This is a genomic window from Paenibacillus gorillae, assembly GCF_000513275.1.
Classification (GTDB): domain Bacteria; phylum Bacillota; class Bacilli; order Paenibacillales; family Paenibacillaceae; genus Pristimantibacillus; species Pristimantibacillus gorillae.
In genome coordinates, this window is the sequence record NZ_CBVJ010000106.1 from 102,362 (window position 1) to 121,849 (window position 19,488).

The 19,488-nt window shown below is 51.1% G+C and carries 20 protein-coding genes; 5 read left to right on the plus strand and 15 right to left on the minus strand.

Going from position 1 to position 19,488, the window contains the following annotated elements; all coding sequences use genetic code 11:
- Window positions 1–221 precede the first annotated feature (221 nt).
- Together TY10_RS19975 and TY10_RS19980 are read left to right on the plus strand one after the other, a co-directional pair.
- Complete coding sequence (locus TY10_RS19975; RefSeq protein WP_042167285.1) at window positions 222–2,015, plus strand: sensor histidine kinase; 1,794 nt, start codon at window positions 222–224, stop codon at window positions 2,013–2,015.
- A 3-nt stretch (window positions 2,016–2,018) separates the two neighbouring features.
- Complete coding sequence (locus tag TY10_RS19980) at window positions 2,019–3,650, plus strand: response regulator transcription factor (protein WP_042167286.1); 1,632 nt, start codon at window positions 2,019–2,021, stop codon at window positions 3,648–3,650.
- A 316-nt stretch (window positions 3,651–3,966) separates the two neighbouring features.
- Here TY10_RS19980 and TY10_RS19985 read toward each other — a convergent pair whose 3' ends face one another.
- The 7 genes from TY10_RS19985 to TY10_RS20015 all read right to left on the minus strand — a co-directional run bounded on the left by TY10_RS19985 (window position 3,967) and on the right by TY10_RS20015 (window position 10,500).
- Window positions 3,967–4,821 carry an inositol monophosphatase family protein gene (locus TY10_RS19985; protein ID WP_042167289.1) on the minus strand — a complete coding sequence of 285 codons (855 nt, stop codon included), beginning with the start codon at window positions 4,819–4,821 and terminating at the stop codon, window positions 3,967–3,969.
- Window positions 4,822–4,941: 120 nt separating this feature from the next.
- On the minus strand, window positions 4,942–5,760 hold the full coding sequence (locus TY10_RS19990) for a sulfite exporter TauE/SafE family protein (protein ID WP_081735383.1): 819 nt from the start codon (window positions 5,758–5,760) through the stop codon (window positions 4,942–4,944).
- Between the two features lie 67 nt (window positions 5,761–5,827).
- Window positions 5,828–6,853: a UV DNA damage repair endonuclease UvsE gene (gene uvsE / locus TY10_RS19995; RefSeq protein WP_042167292.1), complete on the minus strand. Its 1,026-nt coding sequence runs from the start codon at window positions 6,851–6,853 to the stop codon at window positions 5,828–5,830.
- A gap of 3 nt (window positions 6,854–6,856) precedes the next feature.
- Window positions 6,857–7,174 (minus strand): hypothetical protein, encoded by a 318-nt coding sequence (locus TY10_RS20000; RefSeq protein WP_042167295.1) that lies wholly within the window; start codon window positions 7,172–7,174, stop codon window positions 6,857–6,859.
- Between the two features lie 21 nt (window positions 7,175–7,195).
- Entirely contained in the window at window positions 7,196–8,311 is a 1,116-nt protein-coding gene (locus tag TY10_RS20005; RefSeq protein ID WP_042167297.1) for a D-alanine--D-alanine ligase, read from the minus strand.
- Window positions 8,312–8,337: 26 nt separating this feature from the next.
- Window positions 8,338–9,636, minus strand: coding sequence for an amidase domain-containing protein (locus TY10_RS20010; protein WP_081735380.1), 1,299 nt, complete (start codon window positions 9,634–9,636; stop codon window positions 8,338–8,340).
- A 120-nt stretch (window positions 9,637–9,756) separates the two neighbouring features.
- Complete coding sequence (locus TY10_RS20015) at window positions 9,757–10,500, minus strand: IclR family transcriptional regulator (RefSeq protein ID WP_042167300.1); 744 nt, start codon at window positions 10,498–10,500, stop codon at window positions 9,757–9,759.
- Between the two features lie 240 nt (window positions 10,501–10,740).
- Between TY10_RS20015 and TY10_RS20020 the strand changes: the two genes are divergently transcribed.
- Window positions 10,741–11,835: an alpha/beta hydrolase gene (locus TY10_RS20020; RefSeq protein WP_042167302.1), complete on the plus strand. Its 1,095-nt coding sequence runs from the start codon at window positions 10,741–10,743 to the stop codon at window positions 11,833–11,835.
- An 87-nt stretch (window positions 11,836–11,922) separates the two neighbouring features.
- Here the strand turns inward: TY10_RS20020 and folE are convergent, their stop codons facing one another.
- From folE to TY10_RS20055, 7 genes are all read right to left on the minus strand, one after another.
- Entirely contained in the window at window positions 11,923–12,516 is a 594-nt protein-coding gene (folE, locus tag TY10_RS20025) for a GTP cyclohydrolase I FolE (RefSeq protein WP_042167304.1), read from the minus strand.
- A 42-nt stretch (window positions 12,517–12,558) separates the two neighbouring features.
- Complete coding sequence (locus tag TY10_RS20030) at window positions 12,559–12,780, minus strand: YneF family protein (protein WP_042167307.1); 222 nt, start codon at window positions 12,778–12,780, stop codon at window positions 12,559–12,561.
- Window positions 12,781–12,974: 194 nt separating this feature from the next.
- A complete protein-coding gene (gene queG / locus TY10_RS20035) occupies window positions 12,975–14,150 on the minus strand; it encodes a tRNA epoxyqueuosine(34) reductase QueG (protein WP_042167309.1) in 1,176 nt (391 codons plus the stop codon).
- 66 nt (window positions 14,151–14,216) lie between these two features.
- Complete coding sequence (rnhA, locus tag TY10_RS20040; RefSeq protein WP_042167312.1) at window positions 14,217–14,654, minus strand: ribonuclease HI; 438 nt, start codon at window positions 14,652–14,654, stop codon at window positions 14,217–14,219.
- A gap of 13 nt (window positions 14,655–14,667) precedes the next feature.
- Complete coding sequence (lepB, locus tag TY10_RS20045; RefSeq protein WP_052350663.1) at window positions 14,668–15,258, minus strand: signal peptidase I; 591 nt, start codon at window positions 15,256–15,258, stop codon at window positions 14,668–14,670.
- Window positions 15,236–15,799 carry a DUF402 domain-containing protein gene (locus tag TY10_RS20050; RefSeq protein WP_042167314.1) on the minus strand — a complete coding sequence of 188 codons (564 nt, stop codon included), beginning with the start codon at window positions 15,797–15,799 and terminating at the stop codon, window positions 15,236–15,238. Before TY10_RS20050 ends, lepB begins: the two co-directional genes overlap by 23 nt.
- A 114-nt stretch (window positions 15,800–15,913) precedes the next feature.
- A complete protein-coding gene (locus TY10_RS20055) occupies window positions 15,914–16,336 on the minus strand; it encodes a GNAT family N-acetyltransferase (protein ID WP_042167315.1) in 423 nt (140 codons plus the stop codon).
- 357 nt (window positions 16,337–16,693) lie between these two features.
- Here TY10_RS20055 and TY10_RS20060 point away from each other — a divergent pair, with 357 nt between their 5' ends.
- Together TY10_RS20060 and TY10_RS29080 are read left to right on the plus strand one after the other, a co-directional pair.
- Complete coding sequence (locus TY10_RS20060; RefSeq protein ID WP_042167318.1) at window positions 16,694–17,305, plus strand: superoxide dismutase; 612 nt, start codon at window positions 16,694–16,696, stop codon at window positions 17,303–17,305.
- A 149-nt stretch (window positions 17,306–17,454) separates the two neighbouring features.
- On the plus strand, window positions 17,455–18,237 hold the full coding sequence (locus TY10_RS29080) for a hypothetical protein (RefSeq protein ID WP_052350664.1): 783 nt from the start codon (window positions 17,455–17,457) through the stop codon (window positions 18,235–18,237).
- 88 nt (window positions 18,238–18,325) lie between these two features.
- Here the strand turns inward: TY10_RS29080 and TY10_RS20070 are convergent, their stop codons facing one another.
- A complete protein-coding gene (locus tag TY10_RS20070) occupies window positions 18,326–19,465 on the minus strand; it encodes a S1C family serine protease (protein ID WP_042167320.1) in 1,140 nt (379 codons plus the stop codon).
- Between the last annotated feature and the right edge of the window lie 23 nt (window positions 19,466–19,488).

Consider the following 19,488-nt stretch of genomic DNA (forward strand, 5'->3'; position numbering starts at 1 on the left):
CGGAATCTTGCCGCCCGTGGCCCTGCTTGACGCTGGTCTCCTTTACTGTTGTTTCCATTCCCACGTTCCTCTCCGCATACTCTTTTTTGTTCATTGACAGACAATTAACATGCTGTATAGTAAGTATAGCAATCTGGAAATTCGCTCGTCTGCGCCAAACATTTTAGAACGATACCCAATTATTTGTCTCTATCTCAATCGATACGAGGAGGAGAGCGGCAATGTCGCTTCGTGTGAATACGTTTACAAAAGTAATGGGACTGATCGTCATGCTGCTGATTCCCATCATCGTGCTCTACTGGTTCTCTAATCGGACTAGCCTTGACGTCGTGATGAACGAGGTCGAGAAATCGATGTATAAGGACTTGTCCTATTTTGCGGCCAAAACTGACGAAACAGCCTCCCAACTGGCGAAAAGCGGACTCATCATCAGCGAGGATATCAACGTTCGCAATCTGGAGTTTATCGAAATCGCTTCCTTATATGAGCAGACGGACGAGAAGCTTCGCGTCAACGACAAGCTTCGTTTAATTAATGCCTCTTCAGCCTGGGATACGACCATCAGCATTTATGCCCCGGCGACCAAAACCTTCGTATCAACTAATACTTATCTCGAATACAACGCCAATCTGGTTGACAGCAACTATTCACGTGTATGGAAATATACGAATGTCGTGGCTCCCTATTATCGGGGTCAGCCCCGCTTTGTCCGTTTTATTACCGAGCCCTTTGACAGTACTGCCCGTAAAGCTGGTTTGATCGTCGAGGTCAGCTTCGCGGCGGACGAGCTTGTAAAAGCGCTGGACCGCTTCAAGCAGGGCGGCAAGGGAGATGCCAGCTTCGTCTCCGAGGACTATCAGATTCTGTCCGTTAAAAACTCCGATAAAGAGCTGCAATCGGCGCTTCTCTCTCAAGTCGAGCTGAAATCACTGTCGCAGCAGCAGTACGACCGCGTCAAGCTGGACGGGGTTGAATATACGGTAAGCAGCGTGTGGATGCCGGAGCTTGGCTGGTACCTCTTTGATTACCTGCCAATCGACGACGTCGTTCGCCCGATTACAACGAACAGCCTGTTGTTCTACATTTCGATTTTCTTCTTATTAATCGGCAGTACTATAGCCGCCTACGTGCTTTATACCAATGTGCAGGTGCCGATCCGGGAGCTCGTACGCGGTGTGAAAAAGCTGAAAAAAGGCGAGTATCCGAAGCTGAACGTATTCCGCCCGAATAATGAGTTTCACTTCCTGCTCGTCAGCTTCAATGATATGGCTGCACAGATCGAGACGCTGATTCAAAATGTCTACCTGGAGACGATTCGCTCCAGAGACGCCAATCTGAAGCAGCTGCAATCGCAAATTAATCCGCATTTTCTATACAATTGCTTTACGCTGATCCGCAGCTTGACCCGGCTCGGCAAGAAAGAATCTGTTATGGATCTCGCGCTGCACTTGAGCCGCTACTATCGGTATACGACGCGTTCAGAAAAGCAGTCGGCTTTCCTTCGCGAGGAGCTTGACCTTGTCCAAAGCTATCTGGCTATTCAATCGATGAATGTGCAGGACTTGCGCTTCAGCATCGAGGTGCCGGAAGCGATGGCGGAGCTGGAGCTGCCAAGGCTTATTCTCCAACCGCTCGTAGAGAACGCAGTGATCCATGGTATCGAGCCGCTTGGTGAAGGCGATATTCGGATCATAGGCTCACAAAATGACCGCTACAACATCATTTCCGTCACCGACAACGGAATCGGCGTCAGCGACGAGAAGCTGCAGCAACTGCGGCAGCAAATGTCGATGCCGCCAACGGAGGACAAAGGCTGCGCGCTATGGAATACCCGGCAGCGCATGCTGCTCCAGTTCGGGCAGGAAGCCGGACTTCGTATTTTGCAAAGGGATGAAGGCGGAGTCGCTGTAGAGCTCTATTGGCCGAATGAACCAGATTTCGTGAGAGAAGCAGCCGCTTCTATTGCGGCCGCAGCCGAGGCTCATGCGAACAGCCGAAAATCAAAGGGGGAATAGGACATGCGACAGTTGCTCATTATCGATGACCAATCCATTTTGGCAGACGATCTGGCAGACATGATTCCATGGGAGGAAGCGGGGATTACGAACGTCTATAAAGCTTACTCCGGACAGGAAGCGCTCGACATTATGAATGAACAGCCCATCGATGTCATCATTACAGACATTCGGATGCCCGGCATGTCGGGCCTGGAACTGATTCGGGAAGTCAAACGAAATTGGAAGCATACGAAGTGCATTCTTCTGTCCGGCTATTCGGACTTTGAATATACGAAGCAAGCTTTGCAGCTGCAATCCAGCGATTACTTGCTTAAGCCGGCATCCGACGATGAATTAATTGGTGCGGTTCGCAAAGCGATTGGTGATTTGGAGCGAGAATGGCAGGAAATCAGCTCTGTCCAGCGCGCGATGTATTCATTGCGGGAGCAATTGCCAAAGCTTCGTGAGTATATGCTTCTCGATCTGCTGAGCGGCAAGCAGTCCGCCGATCCGCTGCGGCTAATGTCCAAGCTGACAATGTATGAAATTCCGTTCCGCGAAGATACTCCGGTTCACATTATGCTGCTGCGGCTGGATGACAGCGACAAGCTGTACGAGGGCGGCGAAAGCGAAGCCTTGATCGATTACGCCTTAGCAAACATGGCGGAGGAGATTTTCGGGGAGCGGCTTCATCTCTGGCATGCGAAGGATACGCATGGTTTTCTCGTTTGTCTGCTGCAGACGAAAAGCACCTCTGAGATAAGTGCGGCTGAGAGCGTGGAAGAATGGATCGAACGGAGAGCTTTTCAGCTTCAGCATGTCGTCAAATCGTATTTGCGGGTCGGCATTTCCGTCCTGACGAGCAAATCCGGTTTGTTTCCGGCCGAGGCAGCGCCTTTGTACCAAGCCTCCATTACGAACTTCCGCCACTTCATCGGAAGCGAGCAGGATCTGTATATCTCTCTGGCAAAGGAACCTGCGCGCGGCGGTGCTCCGCAATTAATTAATGAGCTGCACCGCCCGCCGACCATTCTCCAGCTGCTAGAGGTGGGCCAGTGGGATACGGCGCGCAGCAAGCTCGATACGATCTTTCACGAGTTGGAGACGAATTGGCGTGATTCCCAGGAGCATGTGCTGGAAACCTATTTCACCATTGCCGCAACGCTTGCCGCTCTCGTCCATAAAAACAAGCAGTGGCTGTCCGACACAATCGGCGACGACTTCCATGCGTTTGCCAACGAGCGTCCGATTACAGCCGTCGACGAGCTGCGAACCTGGGCTTACCGCATCATCGAGAACTACAAAACTTCCGTCAGCATCGAGGAAAAAGATTCCCGCTCCGGCATTATCCGCAAAGTGCAGGAGTTTATACATGAGCATCTGGAGAACGCCTCCCTGCACTCCATCTCGTCCCATGTGTTCTTGAACCCGTCCTATCTATCAAAAATATATAAAACCGAAACCGGCGAAGGCATCAGCGAGTTCATGCTCCGTGCCCGAATGGAGAAATCAGCTCAACTATTGTCCCAAACGGACGAAAAAATTTACGAAATCTCGCAAATGCTCGGCTACCAGAAGCCCAGCTACTTCATCCAGCTGTTCAAAAAGCATTACGGCCTCACGCCACAGGAATACCGGAACAAGCTGCAGTAAAGGACCGATGCGAGTTGTTGGTTGGCATGTGGCTGCTGATTGGCAGCATTCATCCTGACCAGCTTTTAATTCATAATGCGGAGATCTGGTTACTAGAGGTGCTTTGGTTAATTGAGGATTTTGAGTTGTCTTGTTAGAGTTACTTAGCCTGCTTCGAACCGCCTTGAGTTCCCTGCATACGGGCCAGCTCTCATGCTGGTCTGGAAGACGCCCAGGACGATCTACATACATCTCCTCAAATCAAAAAGCCCCCACGTTTCAATTAAACGTGGGGGCTGCATTTCCCTGCGCTAACCTGCTGTACGATACTCTCCAGCTATACCGTAGCCTCGGCCTTGTCCAAAGCGCCGACAAACTCATCATGAATACGCCCGTTAGACGCTACGACGTTACGGACACCTAGATGATACGGCTGTCCGAGCGAATCGGTAACCGTGCCGCCTGATTCTTGAATGAGCAGCGAGCCTGCTGCCAGATCCCAGCTGTTCAGCCCGATCTCCCAGAAGCCGCTGAGCCTTCCGGCCGCCACGTACGCCATGTGCAGCGCCGCCGAGCCGCCAGATCGGATATTACGCACTTGCGGCGCTACGGCCTGCAAGCCCTTCATATTCAAAGGCAATGCGTATTGCTGATCTGCCGGGAAACCGGTAGCTATCAAACTGCTTCTGAGCGTATCCTCGCCGGATACATTCATTCGCTTGCCATGGACATAAGCGCCCTTGCCTTTCTCCGCGAGGAACAGCTCATCTTTCATGGGGTCATATACGACACCGACAATGACTTCCCCCCGATAAGCAAGCGCAATCGACACAACAAAAAACGGAAAGCCGTGTACGAAATTGGTCGTACCGTCAATCGGGTCGACGATCCACAAATATTCATTCTCAAGCTTAGACTCAAGCGCACGGACCGAAGCCTCCGGCCCTGGCTCAACGCCCTCTTCCCCAAGAAAAGAATGATGCGGAAAGTGGGTCAGCACTAACCGCTTGATCAGCGTCTCCGACCCTTTGTCCACTTCCGTTACAAGGTCGGTTGAGGAGTATTTTATATCAAGTTTCTCATAATTACCTAGCTTTGTCTTAATCCATTCGCCAGCCTTTGCCGCGCAGTTAATCGCTACGGCAGTAAAGCTTTTGCTGCCAATAACGGCTGCATCCTGCTGATCGCTCACTGTGCATCACACTACCTTCTACTTGTCTGAATAATTGAAAAAAATAATAGTTATCGTATAGAAATACGAGATGAGACCTTAAAAGTTTCGTAATTTGTCCCGCTAAGGGATGGAAACAGGCTAAAGCTCCATCCATCCCTCGATAATCAGCTGGCAAGCGAGCAGAAGCAGCGTAATCCGAAGCAGCCAAAGCAGCTTCTTGCCGCTCATCCGTCCTGCCACCCAGGCACCAAGCTTGCCGCCGACCCATGCGCCAGGCACTAGCGCAAGCAACAGCCAATAATTGATCTCTCCGAGCCATCCGTGCATACCGCTTCCCAGTATAGAGGACAAGAAGATAACGAACATCGACGTTGCCGTCGCCAGATGCGGCGGAAACCGGAACAGCAGTACCATAACCGGCACGAACAGAGAGCCTCCGCCAATTCCGAACAGTCCGGATATTAGACCGACGGCAAAACCAATGAGCAGCAGCGGCAGCAGTCCGTAGCCGTAAGTATGGACTTGTCCAGACGCATCCGTAATGGATCGCTCAATTGGCCATTGGCGCGTAACCGGTTTCATATAATCCCGGGCAATGAGAAGTGCAGCCATAAGCAGCATAAAAATACCAAAGCTTAATGAAAAGGCTGCGCCTTGAAGCTTGCCTGTCAGTGCCGAGCCAATCAAGGCGGCGGGTCCGCTAGTTATAAATAGAAGAAGCCCGCTGCGGAAATCGACGATTTTCTTCTTCGCATAGCTTAATGTCGACGCTAACGCAGTGACAATAAGCATTGTCAGCGAGGTGCCGACCGCCGTTGCATGATCGATCTCAGCACCAGTAAGCTGCGGTCCGAGAAGCATAAGCGCCGGCACGATAATAATGCCGCCTCCAAGGCCAACGATGCTGCCGAACATTGCTGCAACTACGCCTAGCAGGACAAGCAATATCCACTCCAGCAACTATACTCCCCCGCTTTCTAATCACACACATTAACCAACGCTTGATCCGAATACAGCGAAATAGCTATAGAACTTCAATACTTCCGCCGTCAATTACGCGGACGCCTTCGCCCAGCGTCTCCAGTTCCTTCATATCTTCCATCAGCTTCAGCAGCGCCGCATCCTTGTGCTTCGCCTCCAGCATGCAATCTACACGGCTCGTCGAGCCTGCAATTTCCTGCAAAAAGCGAAGAAGAGGCCTTGCCTCTACGCCGTCGGCATGACTTCTTCGTTCCGACTCGCTCTTCGGGCTTGACGCATGAATCTTAGGCGGCAGCAAACCGGCACCCTGCGCAGCATCCCAGCCCAGCCTGTCCGCTTCCCGCGTCCAAGTACCCAAGATCCGCTGCCATAGCTCCCCGGCAAGCTTGTCCCGTGAAATACCGCCGTCATTGCAATCATGGTGATGAATGTCCAGCACCATAGGCACGCCGACAGCTTCCGCTGCTTCAAGCGTCTCTACAACATTAAACGTCTTATCGTCGTTTTCAAGCGTGACCCGATTACGGAGCCGAGGTGCAAGCGCCCCGAACTGTCGAACGAAGCGCTCTCCGGCTACGACTTTGTCTCCGTAAGCTCCGCCAATATGAATATTGTTTTTTACTGTCTCCGGCAAACCCATCGCTTCAATCATTCGAACGTGATAGTCCAGATCCTTCTCTGAGTTAATCAGCACCTCTGGACGAGGTGTGCTGAATACGCAAAAATGGTCCGGATGGAACGAAACCCGGATACCCGCTTTTTGCACATATTCACCCACTTCGGTAAAAGCGGACTGCAGCTCGGGATACGGATTCCAATCCGCCAATCCATTATGTGTCGCCAGAGGAATGATTTTGGATGTAAGCCGGTACATCCGGATATCATGTGCCGCGGCATGCCTCAATATACGAAGCGTATTGTGCAAATTATCTTTGGCGATTTGTTCTAACCTGCGTATTCCAGCTTCCCGTTCCGGCAGCTTGGCGAAATTGGTATAGGTCATCGTACGGGAAGGCGAGGCGTTCTCAAGCAATAAGCTCATAGCAACGAATCCGAATCTGACAATCATCGGCTATGCACGCTCTCCGAAAAACATCTCGAAAGCAAGCGCCGTTTGGATGCGCGACTCTTCCTCCGTCAGCTTACGGACTAATTCCATTTCCACCTCGGTAACTTCATCGCCTTGAAAGTTAATTTCCGCAATCGAAGCAAGAATACGGACAATCGCTATTGCTTCATTGTTTGGTGTATAAGCGATAACCTTCTGACCGGTTGGAAAGACCCGGAAACCGTTCTTTACCATTTTACCCCGACCATATTCCAACAATTCATACAGCTCTTGCTCTGATTTGAATTTACATACGGAATTAAACTCTGTTGCAAAACCCATCACTTGCTTCCTCCTCTAATGTTAATTGCCGCTTCCCCCGTAATCGATACTCTGCTTGTCGGCATAACGCTTGAACGCAAGCTCAATTAACTTATCCAGCAGGTCCCGGTACGGCAATCCGGTTTCCTTCCACATCAAGGGATACATGCTGAAAGGAGTAAAGCCCGGCAACGTATTTACTTCATTAATAAATAGCTGTCCATCCGATTTGCGCAAGAAAAAGTCGACGCGGGACAGCCCTGACCCGTCTATAGCCAGAAAAGCTTGCACGGCCATTTCGCGAATGTGTTCTGTTACGGCAGATGGCAATAAGGCCGGAATCTGGATCGTTGACTTCCCGTCGATATACTTCGCTTTATAATCGTAAAACTCATTCGAAGGTGCAATTTCACCCGGCACGGAAGCCTTCGGCTCGTCATTGCCCAGCACGCTTACCTCAATCTCACGGGCGTCAACGAACTCCTCCACGACGACTTTGCGGTCGAACCGGAATGCATGATCGACAGCGGCAATTAGCTCCTCGCGATTTTTCGCTTTGGATATGCCGACACTGGAACCGAGATTGGCCGGCTTGATAAAGCAAGGATAACCAAGCGAGACCTCGACCTCCATAATGAAAAAAGCGGAGTCCTTCTCCCACTGCGTTCGGTTAAAGTAACGGAAGACGCATTGCGGCAGCCCTTCATAGGCGAACACCTTCTTCATCGTGATCTTGTCCATGCCAACTGCTGAAGCAAGAACACCGGCCCCCACGTATGGAATATTCGCCATTTCCAGCATTCCCTGAATCGTACCGTCCTCGCCAAATGTTCCGTGGAGCAGCGGGAAAACAACGTCTATCGGCGAAAGACCTGCCGCCCCCGCTCCTGATCCCGATTGATCGAACAGCGGGGCAAGCGGAAACGCAGCAGAGGCCGCGCTCTGGGCAGCCGTCAGCTTCATCTCGCCGATGCTGCCAGGCCTGGCATTCAAGAGCGGTCCCTGCCTCCATTCGCCAAGCTTCGTAATATAAAAGGGGGTAATTTCGTACTTAGCATAATCAAACTCGCCCGCTACCGCAAACGCAGTTTGAAGCGATACGTCATGCTCGCCAGACTTTCCCCCGTAAACGAGTCCTACATGCACTTTCTTCCCCATGGACGCTCCTCCGGAATCTATATATTTTATAATAGGTCCGCAATCTGAAAAAAACGATATTTCGTTTGTTCCGTCCATGCATAGGAATCCCGGTAATCCCAGTAACGATGCCTGCTTGGCACGGTATTGGCATTAACCAGCGGCATGCCCGCCGCGTCAAAAGCCGTCACAATCGTGCTGTGCTCAAAACGTCCATCGCCGTTCCAGTCATACGTAATGATGTCGCCGAGCTGAAGCTCCTCAGCGGAATTTACAACGGTGCCGCGCATGCCCGAGCTGCGCGGCGCAGTCAAATAATTGGCCAGCGCATTCGACACGGACCAGCTGTAGCTCCACCACTCGCCGCCTTTGTTACGGCCTTTATACCACCAGCCGCTGCTTCTTTTACCAGTATAGTTCATTGGGCCATTGCCTGCAAAGATCGCCTGTGAAGTATAATTGGTGCAATTCACCTCAAATTCCTCGTAGGCAGGGTTCGGCTGATTCCACCACTGATCCGCATAAGCGGCCGCCAAATCCCTCCTGTAAGGAATACCCGCTTGCCGGTGCTTTAACTGTGGAAACAGCTCGTAATTGAGGAAGGGAGTCGAACGGACCAGCGAATGACCCTCTGCCATATAATCTTCCGCTTCCTCAAACCCGCTCGCATATTCAGAGATGCCAAAGCGCGGCCGCCTCTCGCCAATGACAGGCTCGATACGGACAATTTGCCAGTAGCCTCCCGACTGGGCGAGCCATAACCGCTCGCTTTCCGTTCTTTCCTCAATATAATAAAGTCCCGACTGCTCCATCTGCCGTTTAATATGCAGCTTCACTAGGACGGAAACCTCAGTTGCCGATTCGTTCACGCGTACAAGCTCCGCCTTCGTCTCTCCGCGGGAGGGCAAGCAGCCGCGCAGCAGATCCCTATGACGCAGCCGCTCCAATCGGCCATGCAGCCTCGTGCAATGATCCTGATCCGTCACATAATCATCTATGGCAGCAACATGCTGCTCGGTTTCTGCTTGATTGTACAGGCTGACATATTGGTGAATCGCCGATTTCCAGCCGTCATGCCGCCCCCGGCTGCCGTCGATATAATCCGAAGAACGCAAAAGAGAAGTTAGTTTGGAAGCCGCCCTCTGATCGGCAGCCGCCGTAACTTGTTTGTCCGATGGCGACTTAGTCTGCTTTGCCTGCGGCTTCACCGGCTTGGCTTGCTGTTGCGGCTGCGGCGAAGCTGGCGACAGTGTTGATTGATTAGCAGCCGTCCCTCTCAATATCGGCTGCTTTGGCTGGCGGTCGGTCCGGCCGCCCGTTCCTTGCTTGACCGTTCGCGAAGACATAGCTATCCCTCCCAATCCTCATTAGCTGGTTCATTATATGAGGGAACTGGAAGGGCTATTCGTTTACAAATGGAAAGCCTGCCCAGTTTACCGGGCAGGCTTTCTTCATGAAAGGATAGATTAACGAAGCATCGTTCCCATTCGTTTCGCAGATTCAATGAGCAGAGGCGCGTATTCACGCATCATCTCCATCGTCAGTCTGCTGGACGGGCCGGAGAGAGATAAAGCCGCCGACAGATCGCCATTGCGATTGAAGATCGGCGCCGAAAGGGCGGCTACGCCAGGCTCGCGCTCCTCGAAGCTTGTCGCATACCCTTGAGTAATTATTTCCTCCAACTGCTCCTGATACTGCTCCAAGTCAATAATAGCAGGCCACGACGGATCGCCGATGATCCTCTCCCTGACGATACGATCCGCATAAGCGATGAGCACTTTGCTGGACGCGCCCGCATATAACGGCAGCCTCGCGCCTACAGGCGCTACCCGTCGTACAGGTTGATTGCTCTGCACCGCCTGAATGCGAATCCGCTCCTGCCCGTCTCGCACATAGATGCTGACCGTCTCGCCCAACTGATCACGCAGCCGTTCCATCTCTGGTTTCCAGATAATCGCTGGTTCATCAGTCCCGGATAAATGAGCGGACAGCTCCCACACGCGAATACCTAAATGATAACGGTCGGAAATCGGGTCCCGCTCGACGAAGCCCTTGTCTTCCAGCGTGGCTAACATCCGATGCACAGTACTTTTATGAAGCCCGACCTTCTCGGCAATTTCAGTCATGGCCAGATTCGTTCCCGTCGTAAAACAAAGCAATATATCAAGCGCACGGTCAACCGCGCGCACATGCGATTTGCCTTCTTCCATCCCTGCCGCACCTCCTCTGACCACCACTGTTCATTCGTTCCGCACAGTGAAAATGATTCTCGTTCAGTATACCCCAATCCTGTCTCGCCCGTAAAGAAAAGTTACTTCATTACAGCATCATTACAACTCATTAACATTACGTCGACATCAATTGACAGGCCTAATCTAGCGGACTACGATAAAAGTACTAGAACTTTTGAAGCGTTTTCACACATTCACCATGCAAGGAGGACAACCGACATGAGCACAACCATTATGACGCCGATACCGCTGGAAAGCGGCTTTCCCCAAGTCCTACAGCCTTTCCCGCCAATTGATGGCCTAATAAATCGTCAGCGGCCGCAAGCGAGAACGCGGCGCTACCATTTGCTCACCGCATGGACAGCCGCGGTTGCTGCAATGTGCCTGCTCCTCGTCGTCGTTTTTCATGGTTATGTTGCATGGATGCTGGCCCACCCTTATGTAGCCCCGCTTACTTCCAATCCGAAAGATGCGATCGGGCTGGACTATGAAGATATCGTCATCCCTAGCCATAGCGGCAAAACGATGGTCAGCGGCTGGTATGTTCCGGCAGCCAGCGGTGATACGGATGGTGTAACGCTTGCCTCATCTGCTACTGCTTCAGCCGTCTCTTCAACCCGTACTGTTGTCTTCAGCCATGGCTACGGAGCCAATCGGGAAGAGACATGGGTACCCATGTATGAATTAACGAATTTGCTGCATAGCCTGAACTATAATGTAGTTCTTTTCGACTACGGCTATGCATCCTATGAATATAAAGCGCCGGCTACAGGCGGATTGGAAGAATCACAGCAGCTGCTCGCAGCTGTCAATTATGCCAAATCCCGCGGTGCGGAAGAGATCGTCGTATGGGGCTTCTCAATGGGAGCTGGCACTGCGCTTCAAGCAGCGCTGCAAACCGATGATATCGACGCGATGATACTCGACAGCCTGTTTATTGCAAGCCCGGATACGTTGTACAACAACGTGAAACAAATTGTAGATTTGCCGCGTTTCCCGTCGATGACTTTAATCCAATCGATGATGCCGATCTGGTCCGGTGCCAGCTTGAAGCAAATTCCGGTTGATCGCATTATGGATAGCAAAGGCTATAACATCCCGCTTTATATCATCCATGGCACAAGTGATGCAAAAGCGCCTTATCAGACAGCAGAGACGATTGCCGCGGAGCAAAGCAACCCGCTGTCCCGCTCATGGATCGTTCCCCGCGGCCAGCATGAAATGCTGTTCCGGGAATATCCGAATGAATATATACAACGCGCTGCCTTGTTCTTAAGCCAGGTCAATCAGACCTTTACATCCGATGCTGTATAGAATAGCAACCGAACAAAAGAACCGCTGTTCTCCCCACTCTCAGAGCGGAGGGACAACGGTTCTTTTTATGCCTCGCATTATTACTCTTTACTCTTTAATTAAGGACAAAAATTCCGAGCGAAGCGCCGGATTGGAACGGAACTCGCCGCGAACAGCCGATGTAACCGTCTTGCTTCCCGGCTTCTTAACACCCCGCGAACACATGCACAGATGCTCACCCTCCACAACAACCATAATGCCATGCGGATGAAGCTCTTCCTCCATGACATTGGCAATTTGCGTCGTGATTCGCTCCTGCACCTGTAAGCGGCGCGTTATCGCCTCAACGAGTCTGGCAAATTTGCTTAAGCCGGCGATTTTGCCGCTTGGCAGATAGCCAATATGCACTTTACCGAAAAAAGGCGCCATATGATGCTCGCATTGGCTATAGTAGATTATATCTTTTACAATGACCAATTCTTCATGCTGCTCGTCGAACGTGACGCCTAGCACTTCACGCGGCTCTACCTCATAACCTGCAAAAATTTCCTCGTACATCCGAGTAACACGAGCAGGCGTCTCATGCAGCCCTTCTCGTTCCACGTCTTCGCCAATCAGCTTCAATATCTCTTTCACGTGATGCTCGATTTGCTCCCGGTTACGAGATACAGCCGAATTGACGTAATCCTTTCTTCCCGCCATTTCCGCATTCTCCTCTCCGGCTACCTCTCACGAATTGCGCTATTATCTACGCGGCGCTTTTTGATTTTTCATCATGTGCTGCGCACGCTGCATTTGCTGCTTATTCAAGTTGTAGCCCATTTGCTTCGCCATCTTTTGAATCATTTCCGGATCACTTTGCATGCGTTCTAGCTGCCGGCGCAAATAGAAAACGCCGCCAAAAAATCCGCCAACCGCCCCTACGATCAACGTAACAATCGGAATAATATAACTCCATACTCCCATTAATAATTCACCTGACCCTTTCCCGCTATAAACTCTCTTATGTCTGTAATAATGTCCCCTATAATAGCATGGAAAGCAAGCCTTCGCAAACAGCGGTATAAAAGTAAATATTGCTAGCTTTATCCGCTGTTTCGAAACATCAGCCTGCTGTCTCCAGCCAGATCCATCGCATTCCTGATCCGAAGCTTCCGCTATTATATCTCTACGGTCGCTTCGGTCGATTCAGTCGCTTCTAGGGCAACGATCGCTCGCTCAATATAGACTTTGGCTTCCTCATCGCTTTCTAGAGGGAGAGCCTCACGCAGAGCGGCTTCTGCTTCTTCTCCTCCGATACGGCCAAGCGACCATGCAGCCGTGCCTCTCAGCACTGGCCGGGGGTCCTGCCGCAGCACCTGCTTCAGGTCTTCTACGGCACTTTTCTCTTTGAAGTTGCCCAGCGCAATAACCGCGTTCCGCTGAATCGGCTTCTTGCCCCGCCATGCCGACGAAGTGCTGCCGTACTTCTCTTTGAACTCCTTGTTGCCGATCGTCAGCAGCGGAACAAGCAGCGGCTTCACCTGCTCAGGATCGGGCTGAAGCTCCGGCTGATGCGTCCAGTTCTTGCCCCTATTGACGGGACAAACGGTCTGGCAAGTATCGCAGCCATAGAGCCGGTTGCCGATCTTGCGCATGAACTCTTCCGGTACAAACTCCTTTGTCTGCGTTACAAAAGAAATACAACGCTTGGAATCGAGTTGTCCCGGACCAACTAAGGCTCCGGTTGGGCAAGAATCAATACATTTCGTACACTCGCCGCAGCCCTCTGTAACGGGCTCGTCCGGTGGAAGCGGCAAATTCGTAATCATTTCGCCCAAATAAATCCAGGAGCCCAGCTCATGCGACATGATCATGCAATTTTTAGCGCCCCAGCCGATACCCGCCCGTTCTGCAACTGCGCGATCCGACAATGCTCCCGTATCAACCATACTCTCGACCCGAAGCTCCGGCACCCGCTCACGCAGCCAATCCTCCAGTCTCTTCAACCGGTTGCGCAATACTTTATGGTAATCATCTCCCCACGAAGCACGGGCAAGGATGCCCCGTCTTGCTCCGGGCTCAGACTTTGGCGGATTATGCATCTTGGAAGGGTAGGCGATTGCAATCGCAATGATGGATTGCGGATTATCGAAGAGAAGGGCTGGATTCGTCCGTTTGTCCAAATCCGGTTCTTCGAAGCCGGACTCGCGTCCCAGCTCACGGTGCCGAATTAATATTTGCTTCAGCGACGTGAACGGATCTGCAGAGGCTATGCCGATTTTATCGATGCCAAGCGATCTTGCCGCTTCGTTCATCTCTTCTTTTAGCCGGGTCCAGCGATCCCTGTCTGTCATTCCTATCCCTCCTTGCATGCCTGACTGCGACATCTGTGTGTTCGATATAATAGAGCGCTTGGACGTTTAAGCAAGCCGTTTAATCGCTCCGCGAGCCAACTCATCGCAGCGATTATTCCATTCATTGTCGCTATGTCCCTTAACTTTAATGTAAGTCACCTCATGAAGCTTCATCAGCTCCCATAAGCTTTTCCACAAATCCTGATTCTCGACCGGCTCCTTCTTGCTGTTACGCCAGCCATTGCGCAGCCATCCGTGAATCCAGCCCTTCTGAAAACAATTGACCACATAAGCGGAATCGCTGTACACGCTCACTTTGCAGGGCTCCTTCAACAGCCGCAGCGCTTCAATAACAGCCGCAATTTCCATCCGGTTGTTCGTCGTCTGCTTCTCGCCGCCGGAAATCTCTTTCTTATGCGGTCCGTAAAAGAGTACTGCGCCCCAGCCGCCCGGCCCGGGGTTGCCCGAGCAAGCACCGTCCGTATAGATCATAACGTCCTTCATTCCCCGACATCCTTTACAACGCTTTAAACTTGCCCAGCGGCCACACGATAAAATCTGCTCTTCCCCGAATGGTCGATTCCTTCACCGTTCCGAAAATCCGGCTATCCTTACTCGCTCTTGCATGCCGGTTGTCCCCCATGACAAAGTAAGAATCCTTCGCCAGTTGAATGGGCATAAAATCCAGGTCTTCAATAGCCGAATCGATATACGTTTCTTCTACTAATTGTCCGTTGCGGTAGAGCTCTTTATTGAATATTTCAAGCCGGTCTCCAGGCACGCCGACAACCCGTTTGACGAGCAGTTCCTCTTTGTCGCCGTAAGACATTGGATCTTCCAGAATGACAATGTCGCCTACCTTCGGTTTTCCCAGCGTGTATACAAGTTTATTGACAAACAGCCACTCCCGCTCATGCAGCGTAGGCTCCATGGAATGACCTTGAACGGTCGACAGATTAAATACAAACAAATGAAGCACCATGACGATGGCAAAAGAAACCACAATCGTCTTCGTCCAATCCCACAGTTCTTTCAGCCACGCTGGCTTTGGAGCCGTATTTTCCGGTGAGGAGACGTTCATCTGCTTATCCCTCGCTTTCGCTTTCATCAAACTGTTCGTCCCATTCTTTATAATAAGCGAGCACTTGGCTTTCCTCAAACGGCGCTTGTCCCCGATCAATACGCAGCAGAAGCGATCTCAGCCCCTGATAAACCAGGTCATCGACTTTTTTCGGATAATGATAGGCAAGCTTATGGAGCTCATACTCATCCTGATCAACGATATGCCTGCTGCCGTCTATGGTACGAATGACATCGAGGTCGTAGTCGATATAGGTTAATACATCCCCTTGCATGAACGGCGGTGACGCCACATTGCAGTAATAACGAATGCCAGCATCCTCAAGCAATGCAACGACATTGTACCATTCTCCGGGGATAAAAAAAGAAACGGCCGGCACCCGGCTGATCCACAGCTTGCCGTCAGCTTCCTGAATCGGCGTCTGGCGATTGATAAGCACAATCATGTCCTCATCTCTATGCGCGGCAGCTAGACGCTCATTCGGAACAAGCCAATTGCGCTGCCAGGTTCGATGCAAATGTCCGTCATGCTTAAAGCTTTTAATGACACAGTGCCGGTATTTATTCATGCCGCTCTCCTCGTACATCTTTGCTATATAAATAGAAAAGCATATCTCACCGCCAAAAGCAATGGCGGCACAGATATGCTCTGCACATATGGCTATTCGCGGCAATGATGCTGCTTAGCCTGCAATAATACTCAATTTTTGGAAGGAACGATAAAAATCGTTCGCGGCATAGCCCATTGCTTCATACAGCGGAAGCACCGGTTCATTGTATTCGTCAGCTGTTATCAGGATCTTCATAACATTACGCTGTTCGAAGCGCTGACGCAAAGATTGGATAAGCGCCTTGCCGATTCCTCTGCGCTGATGGCTAGGAAGGACGGCAATACGATAATAGTAACCTTTGTTATTATCTATTGTACCGATAATCATACCTACAATCTCCGACTGTTCGACAGCGACAAGTACCAATTCACTGTCCCATGACAATTGACGTGCAAAAGCTTCCATCGTTTGCTCGTAACACTCCTCGGTAAGTACATCTTCAAGAAGTGCCGTTAGTGGTCTGTAGTCCGATAACTGGAAGGAACGAACGTTCATTACATATACACCTTCTATACCTTGTCATAGTGCTGCAAGTATATAAAATACGACATAAAAAAACGATTTCCTGCTTAAAAATTTAAAAAATCTTAAAAATTTTAAATAAATTCTCGAATATTTAGTGAAAACGCTTTATATTAAGCGCTTACAATGATATTTTTTCATGTTTTCTCATGTTTTGACGGAAATGCTCGTGATATTGCATAAATGCTTCAAAATCATGCCATTCTAAGGTTGTTATACGCCCTTTTACCTAGCTCCGACTTTTTCAACATAAATGTTGATTTATTCACTCGGATAAGGGATAATAAATGAAGAGATCTACATATCTACTATATTAGGAGGCTGTTAACTATGGCACATCAACTACCTGCTCTGCAATATGCTAACAACGCACTGGAACCGCATATCGATGCGTTGACGATGGAAATTCACCACGATCGTCACCACAATGCGTACGTAACAAACCTGAATGCTGCTCTGGAATCCGCTCCTGAGCTGCAAGACAAATCATTGGAAGAATTGCTTGCCAACAACCTGGCAATCGTTCCTGAAGCGATCCGCACAGCTGTACGCAACAATGGCGGCGGCCATGCGAACCACTCCCTGTTCTGGGAAGTAATCGGACCAAACGGCGGCGGCGCACCTGTTGGTGCTCTTGCAGCAGCGATCGAAAGCGAACTGGGCGGTTTTGACACGTTCAAAGCTGATTTCGCTAAAGCGGCAACTACTCGTTTCGGCAGCGGCTGGGCATGGCTCTCCGTGAAAGACGGCAAACTGAAAGTATCCAGCTTGCCTAACCAAGACAGCCCAATCTTCGAAGGCGAAACGCCTTTGCTTGGTCTGGACGTTTGGGAGCATGCTTACTACCTGAACTACCAGAACAAACGCCCTGATTACATCGCGGCGTTCTGGAATGTAGTAAACTGGGCTGAAGTTGGCAAACGCTACGAAGCAGCTCTGTAATATCCGTTAACAACTGAAGTGGCGCTTTCTCCTCGGAGAAAGCGCCACTTTTTTCTATTTTGGAAGCCATGCACAGCAATAGGCATCTGCCGCATATGATGGATGAGGATATACGCCTAATCTGCAATACGAAGGAGTCTGACTGTTGCATGAGATATACTTACAAGTACATTAACACGCTGGATGGAAGCGTCGTGAAGAATTGCGGCTGCGGCGGGCCGCGCATGCTTTCTCCAGGCGGACCTGCCGCAGTGATGCATCCTCACGGAAGCGGGATGCTGCATCACGGACATGGTACTGGACAATTTGTTCCAGGGCCAGGAGGGTTTGCGCCAGGACACGGCCACTTCCCGCCAGGGCATCCGCCAGGGCATGGACATTTCCTGCCAGGGCATGGACATTTCCCGCCAGGGCATGGACATTTTCCGCCGGGACCATTTCCTCCTGGGCCTTTCCCATTTCCGTTCCCGCTACCCGTACCATTTCCCGTTCCCTTTCCCGGACCTGGACCAGGACCTTTCCCGGTCGGCACGGTTAACGTATGGATTAACGGCGGAAGCTTTTTCCCTAATGTAACACAAGGCTACCGAATTCCGTATCAACCGGGACTGTCGATCTTCCAGGCGCTTGCCGCCACAGGTGTCGTCCAGTTTTCTTTCAACGGTGAAATCGAATCCGTCAGCGGTATTCCGATTGGCGGGCCGATCGGCTATGTACTGCGCCTCAATGGACGAATCATTCCGGCTACCCTGCTGAACTTCCCGCTTCAATTGAACGACAGCGTCACTTTGGAGCTCCAGTATGCACCATCCGGACGTCCGGATGACGAGGAACTTGCTGATATTTCCGATGTATCGCTCAGCTCGGTAAAAAAAAAGAAGGGCAATCAAGCCGTGTATGATGAAGTAGATACAGGAGCTGAGTCATTATAATCCGTTAAAACAAAAAGTGCAGTTGAACTCGCCACAGAACGCGCCATAGGCCGGTCTGTAACGATTACAACTGCACTTTCTTTTAGGATCAGGCTCGTTTTTTATCCTGCAAAATCGCTTTCCCTTTGCCAATAATGAGCTTCAGCTGATCGTTCTCGTAGCCAACCTCATAGGTAACCTGATACTTGCTCAGCTTATACTCGCCGTCCACCCGTTCGTCAACCGAAAGAACTGCCGTGACTGTCGCTTCATCATCGCCTTTGGCCGTCACATGCATATCGTCAATGACAACGTTGCGCGTGCCCATATAGCCTTCCCTAAACTCTTCATAGCTGGTACCGAGCTTCCAGTTGCCGCCCAGCAGTGAATAGGCATATACATAATCGGCATTGTTCAAGCTGTCATAGAAGTGCGTAACCAAATATCCGGCATACTCACTTATCGAGGCATCCTGCTGCGCAACGCCATTGTCATCGGAGAAGGCCAGCTCAGGCAGCGTGGTCATCGGCTCTGCCGACCAGGACTCTGCCAGTTCCAGCACGTTGATGATGGGGATGCTAAAGCCGATCGAACTCTCCTCTATACCTGCCGAATTGATGCCCAACACCTCGCCCGTCCCCTTGCTGACCAATGGACCGCCGCTGTTGCCTGGCGCAATTGGCGCCGATATTTGATATAAATCTTTGTACGTATAAGGCTCAATCTCGAAGCTGCGGCCCAGACCGCTAATAATGCCGGTCGTGACCGTATTTTGAAAGCCCAGCGGGCTTCCGACGGCAATGACATCGTCGCCAACCTCCGCCTTCTCCGAGCGCACCATCTGCAGCGGCTCCATCCCTGCAAGATCGGGAACCCGGACGACGGCCACGTCGATGTCTGTACTGATACCGATGACCTCGCCCTCCAATTCTCTGGCGTCGGCCGTTTTTATAATAACCTTTTTGACCCCGCTCACGACATGCGCATTCGTAATGAGATCTCCCTGGTTGTTGTAAAGAAAGCCGGAACCTTGGGTTCCTTCCTTGGTCTCAATCATAACGACCAGCTTTTGCGTCTCATAAATAATATCCTTTAACGACTTTGGCGCGCTGCCGCGCTGTGTATCTGCCAGCAGCGGAGCTCCCGTAAGCTGCTTGGGTACTTCAGTATGAACGGCATAAGCCGCCCCTGACCCCGCCAGCAATACGGCAGCAGATGCAAGGATGCTGATCCACGTTGCTTTTCTCATCTTCTCGTCTCTCCCGCCCCTAC

Coding starts and splice junctions, on each gene's coding strand:
- TY10_RS20050 (WP_042167314.1), bottom strand. CDS start 15,799: ATGAATAAATACCGGCACTGTGTCATTAAAAGCTTTAAGCATGACGGA.
- TY10_RS20030 (WP_042167307.1), bottom strand. CDS start 12,780: ATGGGAGTATGGAGTTATATTATTCCGATTGTTACGTTGATCGTAGGG.
- rnhA (WP_042167312.1), bottom strand. CDS start 14,654: ATGAAGGACGTTATGATCTATACGGACGGTGCTTGCTCGGGCAACCCC.
- TY10_RS29080 (WP_052350664.1), top strand. CDS start 17,455: ATGAGATATACTTACAAGTACATTAACACGCTGGATGGAAGCGTCGTG.
- uvsE (WP_042167292.1), bottom strand. CDS start 6,853: ATGATTGTCAGATTCGGATTCGTTGCTATGAGCTTATTGCTTGAGAAC.
- TY10_RS20060 (WP_042167318.1), top strand. CDS start 16,694: ATGGCACATCAACTACCTGCTCTGCAATATGCTAACAACGCACTGGAA.
- queG (WP_042167309.1), bottom strand. CDS start 14,150: ATGACAGACAGGGATCGCTGGACCCGGCTAAAAGAAGAGATGAACGAA.
- TY10_RS20005 (WP_042167297.1), bottom strand. CDS start 8,311: ATGGGGAAGAAAGTGCATGTAGGACTCGTTTACGGGGGAAAGTCTGGC.
- folE (WP_042167304.1), bottom strand. CDS start 12,516: ATGGCGGGAAGAAAGGATTACGTCAATTCGGCTGTATCTCGTAACCGG.
- TY10_RS20015 (WP_042167300.1), bottom strand. CDS start 10,500: ATGGAAGAAGGCAAATCGCATGTGCGCGCGGTTGACCGTGCGCTTGAT.
- TY10_RS20010 (WP_081735380.1), bottom strand. CDS start 9,636: ATGTCTTCGCGAACGGTCAAGCAAGGAACGGGCGGCCGGACCGACCGC.
- TY10_RS20020 (WP_042167302.1), top strand. CDS start 10,741: ATGAGCACAACCATTATGACGCCGATACCGCTGGAAAGCGGCTTTCCC.
- TY10_RS20070 (WP_042167320.1), bottom strand. CDS start 19,465: ATGAGAAAAGCAACGTGGATCAGCATCCTTGCATCTGCTGCCGTATTG.
- lepB (WP_052350663.1), bottom strand. CDS start 15,258: ATGAAAGCGAAAGCGAGGGATAAGCAGATGAACGTCTCCTCACCGGAA.
- TY10_RS20000 (WP_042167295.1), bottom strand. CDS start 7,174: ATGGGTTTTGCAACAGAGTTTAATTCCGTATGTAAATTCAAATCAGAG.
- TY10_RS19980 (WP_042167286.1), top strand. CDS start 2,019: ATGCGACAGTTGCTCATTATCGATGACCAATCCATTTTGGCAGACGAT.
- TY10_RS19975 (WP_042167285.1), top strand. CDS start 222: ATGTCGCTTCGTGTGAATACGTTTACAAAAGTAATGGGACTGATCGTC.
- TY10_RS20055 (WP_042167315.1), bottom strand. CDS start 16,336: ATGAACGTTCGTTCCTTCCAGTTATCGGACTACAGACCACTAACGGCA.